Annotated in this window: 19 protein-coding genes; 11 read left to right on the plus strand and 8 right to left on the minus strand. The window is 50.6% G+C overall.

Annotation, left to right across the window (positions count from 1 at the left end; translation table 11 throughout):
* Positions 1-13 precede the first annotated feature (13 nt).
* Genes rfaC through rfaD form a run of 3 tightly spaced genes read right to left on the minus strand, consistent with a single transcriptional unit; the run spans position 14 to position 2,984 of the window.
* Complete coding sequence (gene rfaC / locus ACF2G4_RS14015; protein ID WP_409075003.1) at positions 14-988, minus strand: lipopolysaccharide heptosyltransferase RfaC; 975 nt, start codon at positions 986-988, stop codon at positions 14-16.
* Positions 976-2,034, minus strand: coding sequence for an ADP-heptose--LPS heptosyltransferase RfaF (gene rfaF, locus ACF2G4_RS14020; RefSeq protein ID WP_409075004.1), 1,059 nt, complete (start codon positions 2,032-2,034; stop codon positions 976-978). The genes rfaC and rfaF overlap by 13 nt, the downstream gene beginning before the upstream one ends.
* 17 nt (positions 2,035-2,051) lie before the next feature.
* On the minus strand, positions 2,052-2,984 hold the full coding sequence (gene rfaD / locus ACF2G4_RS14025) for an ADP-glyceromanno-heptose 6-epimerase (RefSeq protein WP_243079986.1): 933 nt from the start codon (positions 2,982-2,984) through the stop codon (positions 2,052-2,054).
* 230 nt (positions 2,985-3,214) lie between these two features.
* Between rfaD and ACF2G4_RS14030 the strand changes: the two genes are divergently transcribed.
* The 3 genes from ACF2G4_RS14030 (at position 3,215) to ACF2G4_RS14040 (ending at position 6,633) form a co-directional block, all read left to right on the plus strand.
* On the plus strand, positions 3,215-4,438 hold the full coding sequence (locus ACF2G4_RS14030; protein WP_409075976.1) for a glycine C-acetyltransferase: 1,224 nt from the start codon (positions 3,215-3,217) through the stop codon (positions 4,436-4,438).
* Positions 4,422-5,450 carry an L-threonine 3-dehydrogenase gene (tdh, locus tag ACF2G4_RS14035; protein ID WP_243079985.1) on the plus strand — a complete coding sequence of 343 codons (1,029 nt, stop codon included), beginning with the start codon at positions 4,422-4,424 and terminating at the stop codon, positions 5,448-5,450. The genes ACF2G4_RS14030 and tdh overlap by 17 nt, the downstream gene beginning before the upstream one ends.
* An 88-nt stretch (positions 5,451-5,538) precedes the next feature.
* Positions 5,539-6,633, plus strand: coding sequence for a glycosyltransferase (locus ACF2G4_RS14040; protein ID WP_215848155.1), 1,095 nt, complete (start codon positions 5,539-5,541; stop codon positions 6,631-6,633).
* Between the two features lie 2 nt (positions 6,634-6,635).
* Here the strand turns inward: ACF2G4_RS14040 and ACF2G4_RS14045 are convergent, their stop codons facing one another.
* Positions 6,636-7,658, minus strand: coding sequence for a glycosyltransferase family 9 protein (locus ACF2G4_RS14045; RefSeq protein ID WP_243079984.1), 1,023 nt, complete (start codon positions 7,656-7,658; stop codon positions 6,636-6,638).
* Positions 7,659-8,259: 601 nt separating this feature from the next.
* Between ACF2G4_RS14045 and rfaQ the strand changes: the two genes are divergently transcribed.
* The 5 genes from rfaQ to coaD all read left to right on the plus strand — a co-directional run bounded on the left by rfaQ (position 8,260) and on the right by coaD (position 13,081).
* Positions 8,260-9,336, plus strand: coding sequence for a putative lipopolysaccharide heptosyltransferase III (gene rfaQ / locus ACF2G4_RS14050; protein WP_243079983.1), 1,077 nt, complete (start codon positions 8,260-8,262; stop codon positions 9,334-9,336).
* The gene (locus tag ACF2G4_RS14055; RefSeq protein ID WP_409075005.1) at positions 9,329-10,462 is read left to right on the plus strand and encodes a glycosyltransferase family 4 protein; all 1,134 of its coding nucleotides are present in this window, start codon (positions 9,329-9,331) and stop codon (positions 10,460-10,462) included. The genes rfaQ and ACF2G4_RS14055 overlap by 8 nt, the downstream gene beginning before the upstream one ends.
* Positions 10,463-10,554: 92 nt before the next feature.
* Positions 10,555-11,829 (plus strand): lipid IV(A) 3-deoxy-D-manno-octulosonic acid transferase, encoded by a 1,275-nt coding sequence (gene waaA, locus ACF2G4_RS14060; RefSeq protein ID WP_215848153.1) that lies wholly within the window; start codon positions 10,555-10,557, stop codon positions 11,827-11,829.
* Entirely contained in the window at positions 11,829-12,605 is a 777-nt protein-coding gene (locus ACF2G4_RS14065; protein ID WP_215848152.1) for a glycosyltransferase family 2 protein, read from the plus strand. Before waaA ends, ACF2G4_RS14065 begins: the two co-directional genes overlap by 1 nt.
* On the plus strand, positions 12,602-13,081 hold the full coding sequence (gene coaD, locus ACF2G4_RS14070; protein WP_215848151.1) for a pantetheine-phosphate adenylyltransferase: 480 nt from the start codon (positions 12,602-12,604) through the stop codon (positions 13,079-13,081). Before ACF2G4_RS14065 ends, coaD begins: the two co-directional genes overlap by 4 nt.
* Positions 13,082-13,083: 2 nt before the next feature.
* On the opposite strand, the gene mutM is transcribed toward coaD, so the two are convergent.
* From mutM to radC, 4 genes are all read right to left on the minus strand, one after another.
* Entirely contained in the window at positions 13,084-13,893 is an 810-nt protein-coding gene (mutM, locus tag ACF2G4_RS14075) for a bifunctional DNA-formamidopyrimidine glycosylase/DNA-(apurinic or apyrimidinic site) lyase (RefSeq protein ID WP_215848150.1), read from the minus strand.
* A gap of 69 nt (positions 13,894-13,962) precedes the next feature.
* The gene (gene rpmG, locus ACF2G4_RS14080; RefSeq protein WP_003024094.1) at positions 13,963-14,130 is read right to left on the minus strand and encodes a 50S ribosomal protein L33; all 168 of its coding nucleotides are present in this window, start codon (positions 14,128-14,130) and stop codon (positions 13,963-13,965) included.
* A 20-nt stretch (positions 14,131-14,150) separates the two neighbouring features.
* On the minus strand, positions 14,151-14,387 hold the full coding sequence (gene rpmB / locus ACF2G4_RS14085; protein WP_215848149.1) for a 50S ribosomal protein L28: 237 nt from the start codon (positions 14,385-14,387) through the stop codon (positions 14,151-14,153).
* 241 nt (positions 14,388-14,628) lie between these two features.
* Entirely contained in the window at positions 14,629-15,285 is a 657-nt protein-coding gene (radC, locus tag ACF2G4_RS14090; RefSeq protein WP_409075006.1) for a RadC family protein, read from the minus strand.
* Positions 15,286-15,469: 184 nt separating this feature from the next.
* On the opposite strand from radC, the gene coaBC reads away from it, so the two are divergent.
* From coaBC to slmA, 3 genes are all read left to right on the plus strand, one after another.
* Positions 15,470-16,690: a bifunctional phosphopantothenoylcysteine decarboxylase/phosphopantothenate--cysteine ligase CoaBC gene (gene coaBC, locus ACF2G4_RS14095; protein WP_409075007.1), complete on the plus strand. Its 1,221-nt coding sequence runs from the start codon at positions 15,470-15,472 to the stop codon at positions 16,688-16,690.
* On the plus strand, positions 16,668-17,126 hold the full coding sequence (dut, locus tag ACF2G4_RS14100; protein WP_215848146.1) for a dUTP diphosphatase: 459 nt from the start codon (positions 16,668-16,670) through the stop codon (positions 17,124-17,126). The genes coaBC and dut overlap by 23 nt, the downstream gene beginning before the upstream one ends.
* Before the next feature lie 120 nt (positions 17,127-17,246).
* On the plus strand, positions 17,247-17,843 hold the full coding sequence (slmA, locus tag ACF2G4_RS14105) for a nucleoid occlusion factor SlmA (RefSeq protein WP_243079977.1): 597 nt from the start codon (positions 17,247-17,249) through the stop codon (positions 17,841-17,843).
* The last annotated feature ends 23 nt before the right edge of the window (positions 17,844-17,866 follow it).

Below are 17,866 nucleotides of genomic sequence, written 5' to 3' on the forward strand. Positions count from 1 at the left end.
TTCTAAAAATATTTTATCTTATCTTGTTAAAAATTGACGTTAGTTTGGCAAAAACGTCACGACTAATAATTGAGTTAAGATTATTATCCTCAGCCTTCATGCTGTATTGATTCTTACCATAACCACCAATTAACCCCGGATCGGTTGGGCCATATAAAGTGATATTAGGGCGATCAAGCGCAGCGGTAAGATGACTTAAACCGGTATCAACGGATACCACTGCACACGCGCCAGCCAGCTGTTGCGCTACGGCTTCCAGCGATAGCTTCGGTAAGACTTCTACATACTCGAATCCTTCCGCCAAACGCTGTGCCCGCTGATGTTCATGCTCGGCGCCCCAAGGCAATTTCACACGTAAACCCATTGGCTGAACCAGCTCAATCAATCCACGCCAGTGATCTTCCGGCCAGTGTTTGTTATCACGTGTGGTGGCATGAAGAAAGATTAAATAAGGAGCGGTATCTTCTGTCGCGATCGTCGAGAAATGACCGGCAATAGCATAATCGCCCTGCGTCTGTGGCTTTTCGTAACCAAGACTTTTAGCAAAAAGTTCTCGCGTACGCTCAACAGCGTGCTGCTTCTTACTCACTTCATGGCGTATGTCGTACCACCAGCTGGCGAAAGGTTCACGCGCGCTGCGACTATCCTGACCATGTTTCACACCTTTTGACAGGCGTGTCACCAGCGCAGCACTTTTAATCAGCCCTTGTGCATCAATCACAATATCGTACTGACGTGACTGCAATTCTCGCTTAAACAACACGCGCTCTTCACGCTGTTGACTCCCAAACCAGTGTTTACGCCAGCGGCGAATAGCCACCGGCAGCACTTTATCTACCGCTGGATGCCAGCCTGGAATCTGAGCAAAGTTCTCTTCCACCGCCCAATCGAAACGAATGCCAGGAATGGCGTGCATCGCATCCGTTAGCGCGGGCAATGTGTGCAGAACATCGCCCATTGAAGAGGTTTTAACAATCAGGACGTGCATGACATCTCCTGCTCGCTGTTCAATAACGCATTTAATTCCTGATGAACGCGAACTGGTTGAATGTCGATCATGCTTTGATGATAACCCTGCTCTGCGTCGCCTTTACGTACTTTGTGATAGCCCGTAATCAGGCGAATCACCCGCGCTTGCCTGGCGAGCGGTGGTGTGAAGTCTGGGCTGCTCGGTCCATACAACGCCACTAACGGCCGGTTTAGTGCAGCGGCGATGTGCATCAAACCAGAGTCATTACTGACTACTGCACGGCAATGCGCCAGCAGAATCACTGCTTGTTCCAGCGACGTATCGCCTGACAAATTACGGCAATGGGAACGGGCTTCGTCAGGTAATGCCGCAATGATCTCTTCACCGGTAGGACGATCTTTTGCCGAGCCGAACAGCACCACTTGATAGCCTTCAGCGATGAGTTGCTGCGCCAACGCGGCATAATGGTAGTGCGGCCAACGTTTAGCTGGTCCAAACTCAGCGCCAGGGCAGAAGCCCACAATAGGACGATCGGCAGAAAGCTGAAACTGCGCTGCCGTTTCAATTTTTTCCTGATCTTCAACCTGCAACTGCGGCCGCAACAAAGGCTGCGGCAGCTGTTTTGCTGAACTGACTGGCGTGTCATAGCCCAGCGCAACATAGCGTTCGACCATCAACGGAAAAGCCGCTTTGTCCAGCTTACGCAGATCATTTAGCAGGCCGTAACGCATTTCCCCACGCCAACCAACGCGACGTTTAATTCCTGCAAAGAACGGCACCAACGCAGATTTAAAGGAGTTAGGCAGCACATAGGCGCGATCATAATGGCTACCGCGCAGCGACTTGCCCAATCGACGTCGCTCGCCGATTTCCAGCGCGCCATGTCCAAGCGGCATCGCCAGCGCCTGATTCACTTCCGGCATGCGTGACAACAGCGGACGGCACCATGCGGGTGCCATCACGTCAATCACGGCATCAGGATGCTCGGCCTTGAGCGTACGATAGAGACTTTGCGACATCATCATATCGCCGACCCAAGATGGGCCGATAACCAGAATTTTCATTGCCGGTGCAGGTTCCTTTACGCGTTACGGTTTAGCCAAACCATGTATTCAGCCACACCTTGCGCCACGGTTTTAAACGGTTTGTCATAGCCTGTCGCGCGCAGATTAGTGAGATCGGCTTGTGTGTAGGCCTGATAACGTCCTTTGAGTTTTTCCGGGAACGGAATGTACTCAATCTGACCTTTTTCATGGAATTTCAGCACAGCATCAGCCACTTCCTGGAAAGATTCAGCACGACCGGTACCACAGTTATAGATTCCCGAAATGCCATTCTCCCAACACCACAGGTTCACAGCGGCAACATCATCAACGTGAATGAAATCGCGTTTGAAGCCATCGCTGCCTTCAAACAGTTTTGGATTTTCATCGTTGCTGATCTGCGTATTAAGATGGAAAGCTACGCTGGCCATGCTGCCTTTGTGCCCTTCACGCGGGCCATACACGTTGAAGTAACGGAATCCACACACAGGCGAATTAGCTTCTGGCAGAATTTGACGCACGTAGTGATCGAACAGCATTTTTGAGTAGCCATAAACGTTCAGTGGCTGCTCATATTGACGCTCTTCAATAAAGTTTTCGTTGCGTCCGCCGTAAGTCGCAGCAGATGAGGCATAAAGAAACGGGATTTCACGCTCAAGGCAGAAGTGCAGCAGCTCTTTCGAATACTGATAGTTGTTATCCATCATGTATTTGCCATCCCATTCGGTGGTGGCAGAGCAGGCACCTTCATGGAATATCGCTTCGATTGGACCGAGATCATCACCAGCCATCAGGCTAATCAGAAACTCTTCTTTGTCCATGTAATCGCTGATATCCAAATCGACCAGATTCGCAAATTTGGTGCCGTCTTTCAGATTATCCACCACCAAAATGTCGGTGTGACCGCGATCGTTCAGCGCCTTGACGATGTTGCTGCCAATCATTCCTGCGCCGCCAGTTACGATAATCATGTTAATACCTTCGAAGTTATGGGGTGAAACAGGAGGTTCCACACGCTAATGACTATTATCATAACATTTCATCAAGGTGCAGACAGCCAGATGACTCTGTAACCATTTGTACTTCCTGCGCCGAGGCGTGAACTATGCTGCAAAATTGACATTCTGTTGGGCGATTTATCGCGATTGGACTCTCTGCTCAGTAAGATGTGCCAAATTTCCGCCATCTGAGGAGAGCAATGATGCCAGCGCAATTTTATCAACAATTACGTCAGCAACTGGATACGGCGCGTCAGGAAGGGTTGTTTAAACAAGAACGCATTATTACGTCTGCCCAACAAGCCGATATTGAAGTTGGGGACGGCAATCACGTCATAAATTTCTGTGCCAATAATTATTTAGGCTTAGCCAATCATCCCGCCCTGATTCAGGCCGCCAAAGACGGCATGGATTCTCACGGCTTCGGCATGGCTTCGGTGCGCTTCATCTGCGGTACGCAAGATACCCACAAGCAGCTGGAAAAAAGTCTGGCGGAATTTCTCGGCATGGAAGATGCCATTCTCTATTCATCTTGTTTTGATGCCAACGGCGGCCTGTTCGAAACCTTACTGGATGCAGACGATGCCATTATTTCTGATGCGCTAAACCATGCTTCGATTATTGATGGCGTGCGGCTGTGTAAAGCACAACGTTATCGCTACGCTAACAATGACATGCAAGAACTGCGCGCCTGTTTACAGCAAGCACGCGATAAAGGTGCGCGTCATATTCTGATTGCCACCGATGGCGTGTTCTCGATGGATGGCGTCATCGCTAATTTAAAGGCCATTTGCGATCTGGCTGACGAATTTTCTGCGCTGGTGATGGTTGATGATTCTCATGCAGTGGGATTTGTTGGCAACGCCGGGCGGGGCACGCACGAATATTGCGATGTCATGGGCCGCGTCGACATTATTACTGGCACCTTAGGCAAAGCGCTGGGTGGCGCATCGGGCGGTTATACCGCTGCTAAAGCGGAAGTGATTGAATGGTTGCGCCAGCGCTCACGTCCTTATCTCTTTTCTAACTCCCTGGCACCCGCCATTGTCGCTGCCTCGCTTCGCGTGCTGGAGTTACTCAGCGAAGGTGATGGCCTGCGTCAACGCTTATGGGATAATGCCCGCTATTTCCGTCAACAAATGACAGCCGCCGGATTTACTCTGGCTGGCGCCGATCATGCCATCATTCCAGTCATGCTGGGTGATGCGAATGTGGCGCAGGAATTTGCCCGTTTGCTCCAGCAGGAAGGCATTTACGTTACCGGCTTCTTTTATCCGGTGGTGCCAAAAGGTCAGGCGCGCATTCGCACCCAGATCTCTGCGGCGCATACGCAAGAGCAACTCGAACGCGCGGTGGCCGCTTTTACCCGCATCGGTCAACAACTTGGCGTCATTGCCAGAGGAACTGCCGATGAAAGCACTCGCTAAACTGAAAAAAGAGCCCGGTATTTGGATGGTGACGGATGCGCCGATTCCTGAGCCAGGTCATAACGATCTGCTGATCAAAATTCGCAAAACGGCTATTTGCGGCACCGATGTGCACATCTACAACTGGGACGACTGGTCACAGAAAACCATTCCGGTCCCGATGATTACCGGCCACGAATATGTGGGTGAAGTCGTTGCGATTGGTCAGGAAGTGAAAGGCTTCACTATTGGCGATCGTGTTTCAGGCGAAGGGCATATTACCTGCGGCCATTGCCGCAATTGTCGCGCCGGACGTACGCATTTATGCCGCAATACCGTCGGTGTTGGCGTAAACCGCCAGGGCTGTTTTGCCGAGTATCTGGTGATACCTGCGTATAACGCCTTCAAAATTCCTGAAAACATCTCTGACGAATTAGCAGCGATATTTGATCCTTTTGGTAACGCAGTGCATACCGCGCTCTCCTTTGATCTGGTTGGTGAAGATGTTTTGATCAGCGGTGCCGGGCCAATTGGTATTATGGCCGCAGCCGTTTGCCGCCATGTGGGTGCGCGCAATGTGGTGATCACCGATATTAATGATTATCGGCTTGAGCTGGCCCGCAACATGGGCGTAACGCGAGCAGTTAACGTGGCACAGGAAGATCTCCATGATGTGATGCACTCGCTGGGCATGACGGAAGGTTTCGACGTCGGATTAGAGATGTCAGGTGCGCCGCCCGCTTTCCGCAGTTTGCTAGAAGTGATGAACCACGGCGGACGCATTGCGCTGTTAGGCATTCCGCCCGGTGAAATGGCTATCGACTGGAATCAGGTGATTTTCAAAGGATTATTCATCAAGGGTATTTATGGCCGCGAGATGTTTGAAACCTGGTACAAAATGGCCGCGCTGATTCAGTCAGGCCTCGATCTCACCCCGATCATTACGCATCGCTATCACATTGATGATTTCCAACAGGGCTTTGATGAAATGCGTTCAGGACGCTCAGGAAAAGTCATACTGAGCTGGGATTAACGCGAGGCTAAAGGTCGTTTCGGGATAGCGCCAGCGCCAGCGAAAAGGTATAACTGGCGCTTAATTTTACCGAAGTTTTGGACGTGATATGCGCATTTTGATGATCATTGATGGCTTGCCTGGCGGCGGCGCTGAAAAAGTCGTACTGACCCTAAGCGAGTGTATGCAGCAGATGGGCCATGACGTCAGCCTCTATTCTTTAGCCGAGGTTTGCGCATATAAACTCCCCGAAGGCGTAGCCTATAAAGTGGTGACGCAACACAGCAAGGCGCCATGGCGTAAGCTCACTGAGCTGTCTCGTCGAGCCAAAAAGCTGGACCAGGTGCTAAGCAAGGACGAAGCCGCCAACGGTAAGTTTGATCTGATTATCTCCAATCTACATAAAACCGATCGCATCGTTGCGCGCTGTAAAGCTATCGATCCCGCTCGACTGTGGTATTGCATTCATGGCGTTCTCTCATCAACTTATCTTGGGCACCGCAAGGGCCTGAATTACACGTTGAAAAGAAACAAGATGGCGAAAATTTATCAGGGCAAAAATATCACTGCTGTTTCCCAGGCGGTACTTGATGATCTGATTGACGTGATGGGCGTAACACCCGCCAAAACAGCGGTCATTAACAATCCTTTCGACAGCGCTACGCTTCGCCAGCGGGCCAGTGAACCGTGTGATTTGGCCGGTACCGATTACATCATCAACGTGGCACGCATCCACCCGCAAAAACGACAAGATCGCCTTCTCCACGCATTTGCTAAGTCAGGCCTGCCATGCAAACTGGTTTTACTGGGAACCGGCACCGAAGAGCGTATTCAGGCAGCCAAAAGCCTGGCTGAAGCGTTAAACATTGCCGATCGCGTGTTGTTCTTAGGCTTCAAGGAAAACCCTTTTCCTTATATTAAACATGCCCGCATGATGGTTCTGAGCTCGGACAGTGAAGGATTTGGCAATGTGATTGTGGAATCACTGATGTGCGGAACGCCAGTGATCAGTACTCGCTGTCCCGGTGGTCCCGAAGAGATTTTGGTTAAAGCGGGCATGGCTGATTTATTGACGCCAATTGATGCGCAGGCTTTGGCGGACAAGATGGTGGAGATTTACCACCATTTGCCGCATATCAATGAATCTTCTTTGGAACATTACGACGTCAAAAAAATCACTCAGCAGTATACCGAGTTGGCCTGATCTTATGAGGCTGCCTGCAATTTCTGCCAGGCAGCCCAGGCTTCATCAACGCTGATATCGGCACAATCGCCAGACGCTGACTGCAAAATAGCATACTGACCAGACCATGGATGCCAGGCTGCCGCGTTGGTGTCACCAAAAAAGACTACCTGTCTTTTATGTAACGCGGCGGTGATATGCATTTGACCGCCATCGCTACACAGCACCTGTTCACAGCGATCAAGACCGGCAATCAATTCACGAATAGATGAGGTTGGATAGGCAATTGCGCGCGGTGAATTAACCTGTTGCAACAAAGATTGCATACGAGCCGAATCACCGACATCGTTGGGATCTAATGCACCCTGCGGCGACCAAAACAGCAGCACATGGGCTTTAGGATCTTGCAAAATTTTCTCAATGATCTGCGCATAAGATTCCACCGGCCAGCGGCGTTTAGCGCTACGACTACTGATGTGAATGCCATACACGCGCGCATCTTGAGGAATTTTATCCGCCAGCCGTTTCTCCGCCTCACCCTTTTCCTGCGGGCTCAGATAAACATTCACTTCCGGGATGGCAACAGCCGATGGCGCTAATTTGGTGAGATAGGTAAAGGTATGTTCTACCTGATGTGCACCATTGAAATCCTCCTTAGCCAGCGGGATAGTTAACTCGGCGGGATTGGTACCGGCACCGATTATTTTTTTAGCTCCCGCCATCGTAGCCAGGCGCAAACTGTATTTACAGGGCACCGGATTGGCTAAAATCGTCATATCAAATGTTGTTTTACGCAGCGCAAAAAAGATTTTTAGCCTCTGTAGATACACCTTCAGTGCACTTTCGCCTTTTTCACGGTGTTTTGATTTTTTATAGACATATAACTCATCAATGTACGGATTATTCAGCGCCACATCCTGAGCCACTTTGTTGACTAAAACAGTTAACTTTACATCGGGCCAGGTACGTTTTATTCCCTCAATTAGCGGTGTCGTACATACCATATCACCGATATTGTCACGTCTGATTAGCAATATATTCTTCATAAAAGTGGGCCCAATTGGCAATGAATGGCTTTCTAAAAAGGTCAGGAGGTATGCAATATAAATGCAAAAAATCTCTACGTTTGACCCTTATTTTAAATAAAGTTCTGATGGATGAAAGGACTGAGTATCAGAGACTAAAATAATGCGCCACAGTAGTCGAATCGAGAAAGGACTAATACCTTATGTGTATTGGCTCATTCATTACGTTCCTTTTCCCTGACATCACGGAAAAAGTTGAGGGTAAGTCTGGCTTGTAACTCCTGCCTGGGCGCACGCGGCCAGTGAATTCTTTGCCATTATCGCGACACAAAGGGAATTTATTCGGTTTCTCACTATCAAATCATCCGTAAAGCGTTCAGCACTTGCCACAACGTAAGTCGAAAACCCGATGCCCAAGCCCGAAGAGCAATCATTGTAGATATCTTTTCAACCGGAACACATTTTTGTATGTTGATAAATGTATGTGGCCTGGCGCAGGCGTTTCAGTTGCTGCTTTAGTTTGCCGCTTCTGTTTGGCGTAACAAATAACCCGAATGGCTGGCTTTAACCCCTAAAGGCTTTGCCATACAATCGGTTCATTCCAATTTGAGAACACTGGTTTATGGCAAGCCCGATTTTGGCAAACATTTCTCCGCAAAATATTTTGCTTATCAAGTTACGCCATCATGGCGATATGCTGCTGACGACGCCTGTTATCAATGCGCTTCATCAACGCTATCCGCAGGCGAATATTGATGTATTGCTGTATCAAGAAACGCGTCCGATGCTGGAAGCGCACCCGGCAATTCGTCGCCTGCACATCATTGACCGCAAATGGAAGAATGAAGGTGCCTGGCGTAAGTTAGCGCATGAACGTGCGCTGATCGCTGATGTTCGCGCCTGCCATTATGATTTAGTGATCAACCTGGCCGATCAGTGGCGTGCAGGAATCATTACGCGTTTATCGCGAGCACCGCTGCGTATCGGTTTCGCATTTAAGAAGCGCGACAATGCTCTTTGGCGATTTTGCCATAATCAGTTGGTTTCTACCGCCGATCACAGCACGCTGCATACCGTTGAACAAAACATGAGCGCGCTTGCGCCGCTCGGCATTAGCCGTGAAGGTGCTCGCGTCTCAATGCATTACAGCGAAAACGACAAACAATACGTCCTATCAACGCTGCTCGAAAACGGTATCAATTCGCCCTTCATTGTGGTGCAGCCCACTTCCCGTTGGGGTTTTAAATGCTGGGAAGATGAGAAAGTCGCAGCCACCATCGATCAGCTGGCAAAACAGAATCGAAAAGTGATATTGACTGCCGCGCCAGATCAAAAAGAACGAGTAATGATTGAACACATTCAATCTTTATGTCGTTCGCCAGATGTGGTTTCGCTCGCAGGAAAATTCTCATTGCCGCAGCTAGCCGCGCTGATCGATCACGCGCAGCTGTTTATTGGCGTTGATTCCGCGCCAATGCACATGGCGGCTGCACTTGATACACCCTGTATTGCGCTTTTTGGTCCAACCAAGCTGCAGCACTGGCGGCCTTGGGGGGAACATAATCGCGTCATTTGGGCGGGTGATTATGGCCCATTACCTTCGCCAGACTCGATTGATACCAACACGCAACAGCGCTTTCTTTCCATCATTCCAGTAGAGGATGTGGTTGCCGCAGCAAGGAGCTACCTTAATGAGTAAGTTACGTCTGGCCATTGTGCGCCAGAAATACCGTCCCGATGGCGGTGCCGAACGCTTTATATCGCGCGCGTTGGAAGCGTTGGGCAGCGAGCAGCTGGACCTGAACATTATTACGCGTAGCTGGCAAGGTACGCCTAATCCTGACTGGCATTTGCACATCTGCAACCCGGCCAAACTGGGCCGAGTTTCACGTGAACGTGGTTTTGCTCAAGCAGCTCGAGCCTGCTGGGAACGAGAGAAGTTTGATATCGTACAGAGCCACGAGCGCATTGCTGGCTGTGATATTTTTCGTGCCGGTGACGGCGTGCATCGCGTCTGGCTTGAGCAACGCGCGCGCATCGTGTCGCCCATGCAGCGCTTGAGCGCCAAACTGAGCCCTTACCACCGCTACGTATTGCAGGCAGAAGCGGAGATGTTTAATTCTCCAACGCTCAAAGCCGTTATCTGCAATTCAGACATGGTAAAGCGCGATATCTTGCGCTGCTTCTCACTGAACGCCGATAAAATTCACGTTATTCATAACGCGATTGATGCTGAGCGCTTTCAGCCTGCCACCGAAGCGACTCGACACGCTACACGTCAGCATCTCAAGCTGCCAGACAGCGCTACAGTCCTGATTTATGTCGGTTCCGGTTTTGAGCGTAAAGGCTTAAAAGCCGCCATAGAGGCGTTGGCAAAGAGCGATCGCTATCTGATTGTGGTAGGACAAGACAAGCAATTGCAGCGTTATCAACAACTGGCGAATCGTTTTAACTGCCTGGACCGCCTGCGCTTTGTCGGCGTACAACAGGATGTGCAACCCTTCTATCACGCTGCCGATGGCCTGCTACTGCCCACGCTCTATGATCCGTTCCCAAATGTTGTGCTGGAAGCAATGGCTTGCGGCTTACCGGTGATCACCAGCACCGGCTGCGGTGGAGCAGAATTTATCACGGCTGGTCAAGAAGGCTTCGTCTGTGATGCTTTGGATATCAACGCATTAAGTGAAGCCATTCAGACTATTCCTGCACTTTCAGTGGATTCAAGCATGGGTGAAGCTGCACGCCGCAGAATTGAACCTTATGGGCCACAAAGGCTGGCTCGCTCCTTAACATCACTCTATCAGCAGGTGTTAAAGACCAACTGACAAAGTCAGATGAGTGCGCGAGTGGTTTCTGATAACATGCCGCAATCTGACTTTATTGTATTTTTTGACGCCAACGTGTCGTAACGGTAACTATGACGACCATTTACACCGCATTGCTCTATCTTATTCAGCCACTGATTTGGCTGCGCCTGTGGCTGCGCGGTCGTAAAGCTCCGGCATACCGTAAACGCTGGGCCGAGCGTTACGGCTATTGTGTAGGCAAAGTTCAACCACATGGCATTGTGCTGCATTCGGTTTCCGTTGGAGAAACGTTAGCGGCCGTTCCGCTGGTGCGTGCTTTACGCCATCGTTATCCGACGTTGCCCATTACTGTCACCACAATGACGCCAACCGGCTCCGAGCGCGCTCAGTCTGCGTTTGGTAAAGATGTGCATCACGTCTATCTCCCTTACGATCTGCCCGGCTCCATCAATCGTTTCCTTGATACGGTAAATCCAAGATTGGTTATCATCATGGAAACTGAGCTATGGCCGAATATCATTCGTATTCTGCATAAGCGACAAATTCCTTTGGTAATTGCTAACGCGCGTTTATCAGCGCGTTCGGCTAAAGGTTATCGCAAACTGGGCAATTTCATGCGTCAGTTACTACAAAGCATTACGCTGATTGCGGCCCAGACCAGTGAAGATGGCGACCGTTTCGTTGAGCTAGGTTTGAAACGCGCCCAGCTAACGATTACCGGCAGCCTAAAATTTGATATCTCAGTAACGCCAGAACTGGCTGCTCGGGCAGTCACGCTGCGTCGGCAATGGGCGCCGCGTCGTCCTGTGTGGATCGCCACCAGCACCCATGAAGGTGAAGAAGCTATCGTGTTAGATGCTCATCGCCGATTGCTGCAAACTTTCCCCGACCTGTTATTGATTCTGGTGCCACGTCACCCTGAGCGTTTCAACGATGCACGTGAGCTGACGCAAAAGCGTGGTTTCAGCTTTATTTTACGCAGCAGCGGTGAAATTCCTTCCGGTTCGACTCAGGTGGTCATCGGCGATTCAATGGGTGAATTAATGCTGCTTTATGGCATTGCTGATCTGGCATTTGTGGGCGGCAGCCTGGTAGAACGTGGCGGCCATAACCCGCTAGAACCCGCAGCACATGCTCTTCCTGTGCTGATGGGCCCGCATATCTGGAACTTCAAAGATATCTGCAGCAAATTGCAGGAAGCGCAAGGTTTAATCACCGTCACTGATGTGATCTCTCTGGAAAAAGAGGTCGCTAATTTACTGAAGGATGATGATTATCGCCGCTATTACGGCCGACATGCCGTAGAGGTGCTGCATCAAAATCAAGGCGCTTTACAGCGTCTGCTACAGTTACTCGAACCTCATTTACCGCCACGGGCCCATTAATGCCAACACGCCAACGACTTTCGGTGGTGATGATCGCCAAGAACGAAGCAGAGCTGTTGCCGGCTTGCCTTGCCTCCGTTGACTGGGCCGATGAGATTATCGTGCTGGATTCTGGCAGCGCCGATAATAGCGTTGAAATTGCGCGCGAAGCGGGCGCTGAAGTGTTTCACGCTGACAGCTGGCCAGGCTACGGCAAACAGCGTCAACGTGCGCAAAGTTACGCCAGCCACGAAATGATTTTGATGATCGATGCTGATGAGCGCGTGACGCCTGAATTACGCAACGCCATTGAGCAAGTATTAATGACGCCGCCCAGCAACACTGTTTACAGCCTGTGCCGTAGTAACCTGTTTCTGGGCCGTTTTATGCGTCACAGCGGCTGGTATCCCGATCGCGTAATGCGCCTTTATCCCCGCACGCTCACTTATAACGATAATCTGGTGCATGAATCACTCAATACCCAAGGCGCGCCAGTTCAGGTATTGAAAGGCGATCTACAGCACCTAACCTGCCGTGACTTAATCGCTTTCCAGCGCAAACAGCTTGCCTATGCTGAAGCCTGGGCAAAAGAACGCTTTCAGCGCGGCAAGCGTTGCGGGCTGTTCTCCATTTTTAGCCATACGCTGGGCGCATTTATTAAAACGTTGCTGCTACGCGCCGGCTTTCTCGATGGCAAACAAGGCTGGATACTCGCGATGGTCAACGCGCAGTATACATTCAACAAATACGCAGCGCTTTGGGCGCTCGGTCATGCCAAGGCAAAAGGGCGCATATGAGTACTAAAGCCATTTATCCCGGAACCTTTGATCCCATTACATTGGGGCATCTTGACATTGTGACGCGCGCAGCCCAGATGTTTGATCATCTTGTGGTGGCGATAGCGGCCAGCCCGAGTAAAAAGCCGATGTTTGACCTGGATGAGCGTGTAGAACTTGCTCAGCAAGTGATTGCGCACCTGCCTAACGTTGAAGTAGTTGGCTTCAGTGATTTAATGGCGAACTTTGCCCGCGCGCAGCAGGCTAATGTCCTGGTGCGTGGATTACGTGCAGTATCGGATTTTGAATATGAAATGCAGCTGGCGCATATGAATCGTCATTTGCTGCCTACGCTGGAAAGCGTGTTCCTGATGCCCTCTGAAGGCTTCTCCTTTGTCTCCTCTTCGCTAGTGAAAGAGGTGGCGCGCCACGGCGGCGATGTCACCGCCTTCCTTCCAGCGCCAGTACATCAGGCATTACAAGCTAAGCTAGCGTAGCGTTAATGCTGGCAGTTCGGGCACCAGTAAGTACTGCGCTGCCCGTGCTTGCCGCTAATAATCGGCATTCCACACGCACGACACGGCTCACCGGCTCGGCCATAAACCTGCAATTGCTGTGCAAAATAGCCTGGTTTGCCGTCGCTCTGTAAGAAATCACGTAAAGTGGTACCACCCTGCTCAATCGATCGCAGCAGCACCGCTTTGATCGTGTTAGCCAGTAATTCGGCTTCCTTTTTGCTCAGGCTCATTGCGGGTCGCTCGGGTAAGATCCCAGCAGTAAACAAGGACTCACTGGCGTATATGTTGCCAACGCCAACCACCACTTTGTTATCCATTAACCACTGTTTAATCACCGTGCGCTTACCACGCGACTTCTCAAAAAGATAATCACCATCAAAAATATCACTGAGCGGCTCTGGGCCAAGGTGTGACAGCACACTGCTGCCCGCTAAATCGCTGCTCCACAACCAGGCACCAAAACGCCGTGGATCGGTGTAACGCAGCACTTTGCCGTTACTCATAACCAAGTCAACATGATCATGTTTAGCTGCAGGCAACTCTTCGGGTAACACCCGCAAACTGCCAGACATGCCGAGATGGATAATGATCCAGCCGTGCGGCAACTCTAACAGTAAATATTTAGCACGACGCTGAACGCTGAGAACCGGCTGATCGCTGAGCGCGAGAATTTCTTGAGAAACAGGCCACCGCAAACGTGTGTTACGCACAATAGCGTGCAGGATAGTTTCTCCTACCAGATGCGGTTCGATACCGCGACGGCTGGTTTCAACCTCAGGTAATTCTGGCATAGCTTCTCCTCAGCGTTTTTCACAAACAAAAAACCCGGCCGGAGCCGGGTTTTTAGCAGAACACTAAAATTACTTAATTTTAGCTTCTTTGTAGAGCACATGCTGACGTACAACCGGATCGAACTTTTTCAGTTCCAACTTCTCTGGTTTAGTACGTTTGTTCTTCGTGGTGGTATAGAAGTGACCTGTACCAGCAGAGGAAACCAGCTTGATCTTCTCACGAATACCTTTAGCCATGATTCAGTTCCTTAGTACTCTTAGTACTTCTCACCACGGGCACGCAGATCGGCCAAAACCGTATCAATGCCCTTTTTATCAATAGTACGCATACCTTTTACAGATACACGCAGAGTAACGAAGCGCTTCTCGCTCTCAACCCAAAAACGGTGTGAGTGCAGGTTCGGAAGGAAACGGCGTTTCGTCGCGTTCATTGCGTGGGAACGGTTGTTACCGCTCACCGGGCGCTTTCCAGTTACCTGGCAGACTCGTGACATGTCAATATCTCCAAAAATCAAATCAGCTCGAGCTTTAAAAATTAGGTTTTGGCCGCCTCGTCAGGCTCATAGCCCGCCAGGCGAGTTCCATGGAACCCGCTAAGCTGGCCTAACCGCCAAACCCGAGATTCTCAAAGGTGGCGTAGTATACGCCGCTCGGCGCAAGTGCTCAAGTCCCGAACAGATAAAGATCCCGAATGATCGTGTAAAAAGCCACCATCTGGACCCTATTTTCTTATACTTAAAGCCATCCACGCTCGGCAAATGAGACATATTCACCATGGCCAATCACTAAGTGATCGAGCAAACGAATGTTCAGTAAACCACAGGCTTCGCTCACTTTATGTGTAATTTCACGGTCGGCCTTGCTCGGCTCAGACATGCCAGAAGGGTGATTATGCGCCAGTATCAATGCCGCTGCATTGACCTTTAACGCTTCCCGCACAATCTCGCGTGGATGTACCTCGACGCTATTTATTGAACCAGAAAACATCTTTTGCGCCAGTAACACACGGTGTTGATTATCCAAAAACAGCGCCATAAAGATCTCGCGTTCCTGATGCGCTAACAGGCTTTGCAAGTAATGCCGTGTTACCTGTGGGTTTTCCATCGCATTTTCGCGCGCGAGTTGGCTGGCAAAGAAACGTTTTGCCAGCTCGGCAATCGCGTGCAGTTGCGCGAGCTTCGCATCACCCACCCCTTTAATGCCACTGAAAGCCGCTTTGCTTGCTGTCATGATGTGATAAAGCGAACCGAACTCTTGCAACATCTGCTGTGCCAGCACCATGACGTTGACGCCTGCAGAGCCGGTGCGCAAAAAAATGGCCAGCAGCTCAACATCGCTCAGTGTTTCCGCACCCAAAAGCTGTAATTTTTCTCGCGGTGCCATACTTTCCATGGTGGTTCTCCCTGATGTCTTCACTATCCTGACGAATCACACCGTCTGCTGCCATCAGCACTGCGTCGTTTTACGAGGCGTCTCGCAAACGGCAGGGAGTGAAAAAGCGATTTAGGGGTTTTATGGTAAAGTTCGTGCATTAAGTCGCGCCAGACGCGGCAAACCGTTTAGTGAGGCCAACAGCATGATGGGATTAGCCGGTAAAAAAATTCTTTTGGGCGTCAGCGGCGGAATCGCCGCGTATAAAGCACCTGAATTGGTTCGTCGCCTACGCGATCGCGGTGCCGAAGTCCGCGTAATGATGACGGAAGGCGCTAAAGCCTTTATTACTCCACTCAGCTTGCAAGCTGTTTCCGGCTATCCGGTATTTGATGACTTGCTTGATCCGGCAGCCGAAGCCGCAATGGGCCACATTGAGTTGGCCAAATGGGCCGATCTGATTATCCTCGCCCCGGCAACAGCGGATTTGATTGCTCGCGTAACAGCAGGCATGGCGAACGATCTGGTGACTACGTCGTGTCTTGCTACCGCCGCACCGATTGCTGTAGTACCGGCAATGAATCAACAAATGTATCGTGCCGCTGTAACGCAACAAAATCTGCAAATATTGCATGCCCGTGGTCTGTTGATTTGGGGCCCGGACAGCGGCAGTCAGGCCTGTGGTGATGTGGGGCCCGGTCGCATGCTGGATCCCCTTCAGATTGTTGATCACGCCGTGCAGTGGGCGTCACCCGTCAACGATCTGCAACATATCAACATTATGATTACGGCCGGCCCAACCCGTGAGGCGCTCGATCCGGTGCGTTACCTGACAAATAAAAGCTCGGGGAAAATGGGTTTTTCCATTGCAACCGCAGCGGCCAAACGCGGCGCAAACGTCACGCTGGTCGCTGGCCCGGTCAATCTGACCACGCCAACTGGGGTAAAGCGTATTGATGTCACCACCGCTTTAGAGATGCAATCAGCAGTGATGGGCAAGATAGACCAACAACATATTTTCATTGCAAGCGCAGCCGTGGCAGACTACCGGGCCGCTGAAATTGCGGCTGAGAAAATCAAAAAACAGGGTGGCGATGATAACGTCACGCTACAGCTCATAAAGAATCCCGACATTGTCGCGGGTGTCGCTGCATTACAGAAAGGTCGGCCTTTTGTCGTTGGATTTGCCGCTGAAACCCAGAATGTGGAAGAATACGCCCGGCAAAAACGGGTGCGCAAGAATCTGGACCTAATTTGCGCGAATGACGTTGCGAAAGCCGGACAAGGATTTGATAGCGACACCAATGCGCTTCACCTTTTTTGGCAGGAAGGAGAAAAACACTTACCGCTCAGCGATAAGTCGCTCCTTGGCCAACAATTATTAGACGAGATTGTCAGCCGTTATGATGAAAAAAATAGACGTTAAGATTCTTGATGCGCGTGTCGGCAAGGATTTCCCACTGCCAACTTACGCGACCTCGGGTTCCGCTGGGTTAGATTTACGCGCCTGCCTGGATGGTGCACTGGAGATTACGCCAGGCACGACCACGCTGGTACCCACTGGTTTGGCAATTCATATTGCCGATCCAAGCCTGGCTGCAGTGATTCTACCGCGCTCGGGTTTGGGCCATAAGCACGGTATCGTTCTGGGTAATCTGGTGGGCCTGATCGATTCCGATTATCAGGGCCAGTTAATGGTTTCTGTATGGAACCGCGGTCAGGAAAGCTTTACGCTGCAGCCCGGCGATCGCATGGCACAGCTGGTTTTTGTGCCAGTGGTGCAAGCCGAATTCAATCTGGTTGAAGACTTTGACGCCAGCTTGCGCGGTGAAGGTGGCTTCGGTCATTCAGGCCGCCAGTAACCCGCACTACCCACTTTCACTTACGCCAATCATTTTAGTTCTCATCGCCATGAGACGCTCTCTTGTGGCAGATGCGTAGGTGTTGCCTGTGTATGGTGAATTTCAGGGGTCTTTAAGATCATGGCAGAAAAAAAAGTCGCGAAAAGGAACCGTCGCGAAGAGATATTGCAGGCGCTGGCGCAAATGCTGGAATCCGGCGATGGCAGTCAGCGAATTACTACCGCTAAACTGGCGGCGAATGTAGGCGTTTCTGAAGCGGCTTTATATCGCCACTTTCCTAGCAAGACACGCATGTTCGATAGCCTGATCGAATTTATCGAAGACAGTCTGATTACCCGCATCAATCTTATCCTCAAGGATGAGAAAGAGACGATGACGCGTCTGCGTCTTATCGTGCAACTGATTCTGGGGTTTGGTGAGCGTAATCCAGGGCTGACGCGTATTTTGACCGGCCATGCGCTGATGTTTGAGCAGGATCGCTTACAAGGGCGTATTAATCAGCTGTTTGAGCGTATAGAAGTGCAGTTGCGTCAGGTGATGCGTGAACGGAAAATGCGTGAAGGTGAAGGTTTTCAAACTGATGACACGCTTTTAGCCAGTCAGCTTCTGGCATTTTGTGAAGGGTTACTTTCACGTTACGTTCGTTCTGAGTTTCGCTTCCGGCCAACAGCAGACTTTGACACACGCTGGCCGCTGATCGCCTCACAGTTAATCTAATAAAAAAGGCGGGCATCACACCC

The sequence above is a fragment of the Pantoea phytostimulans genome (assembly GCF_046118715.1).
Classification (GTDB): Bacteria; Pseudomonadota; Gammaproteobacteria; order Enterobacterales; family Enterobacteriaceae; genus Pantoea; species Pantoea phytostimulans.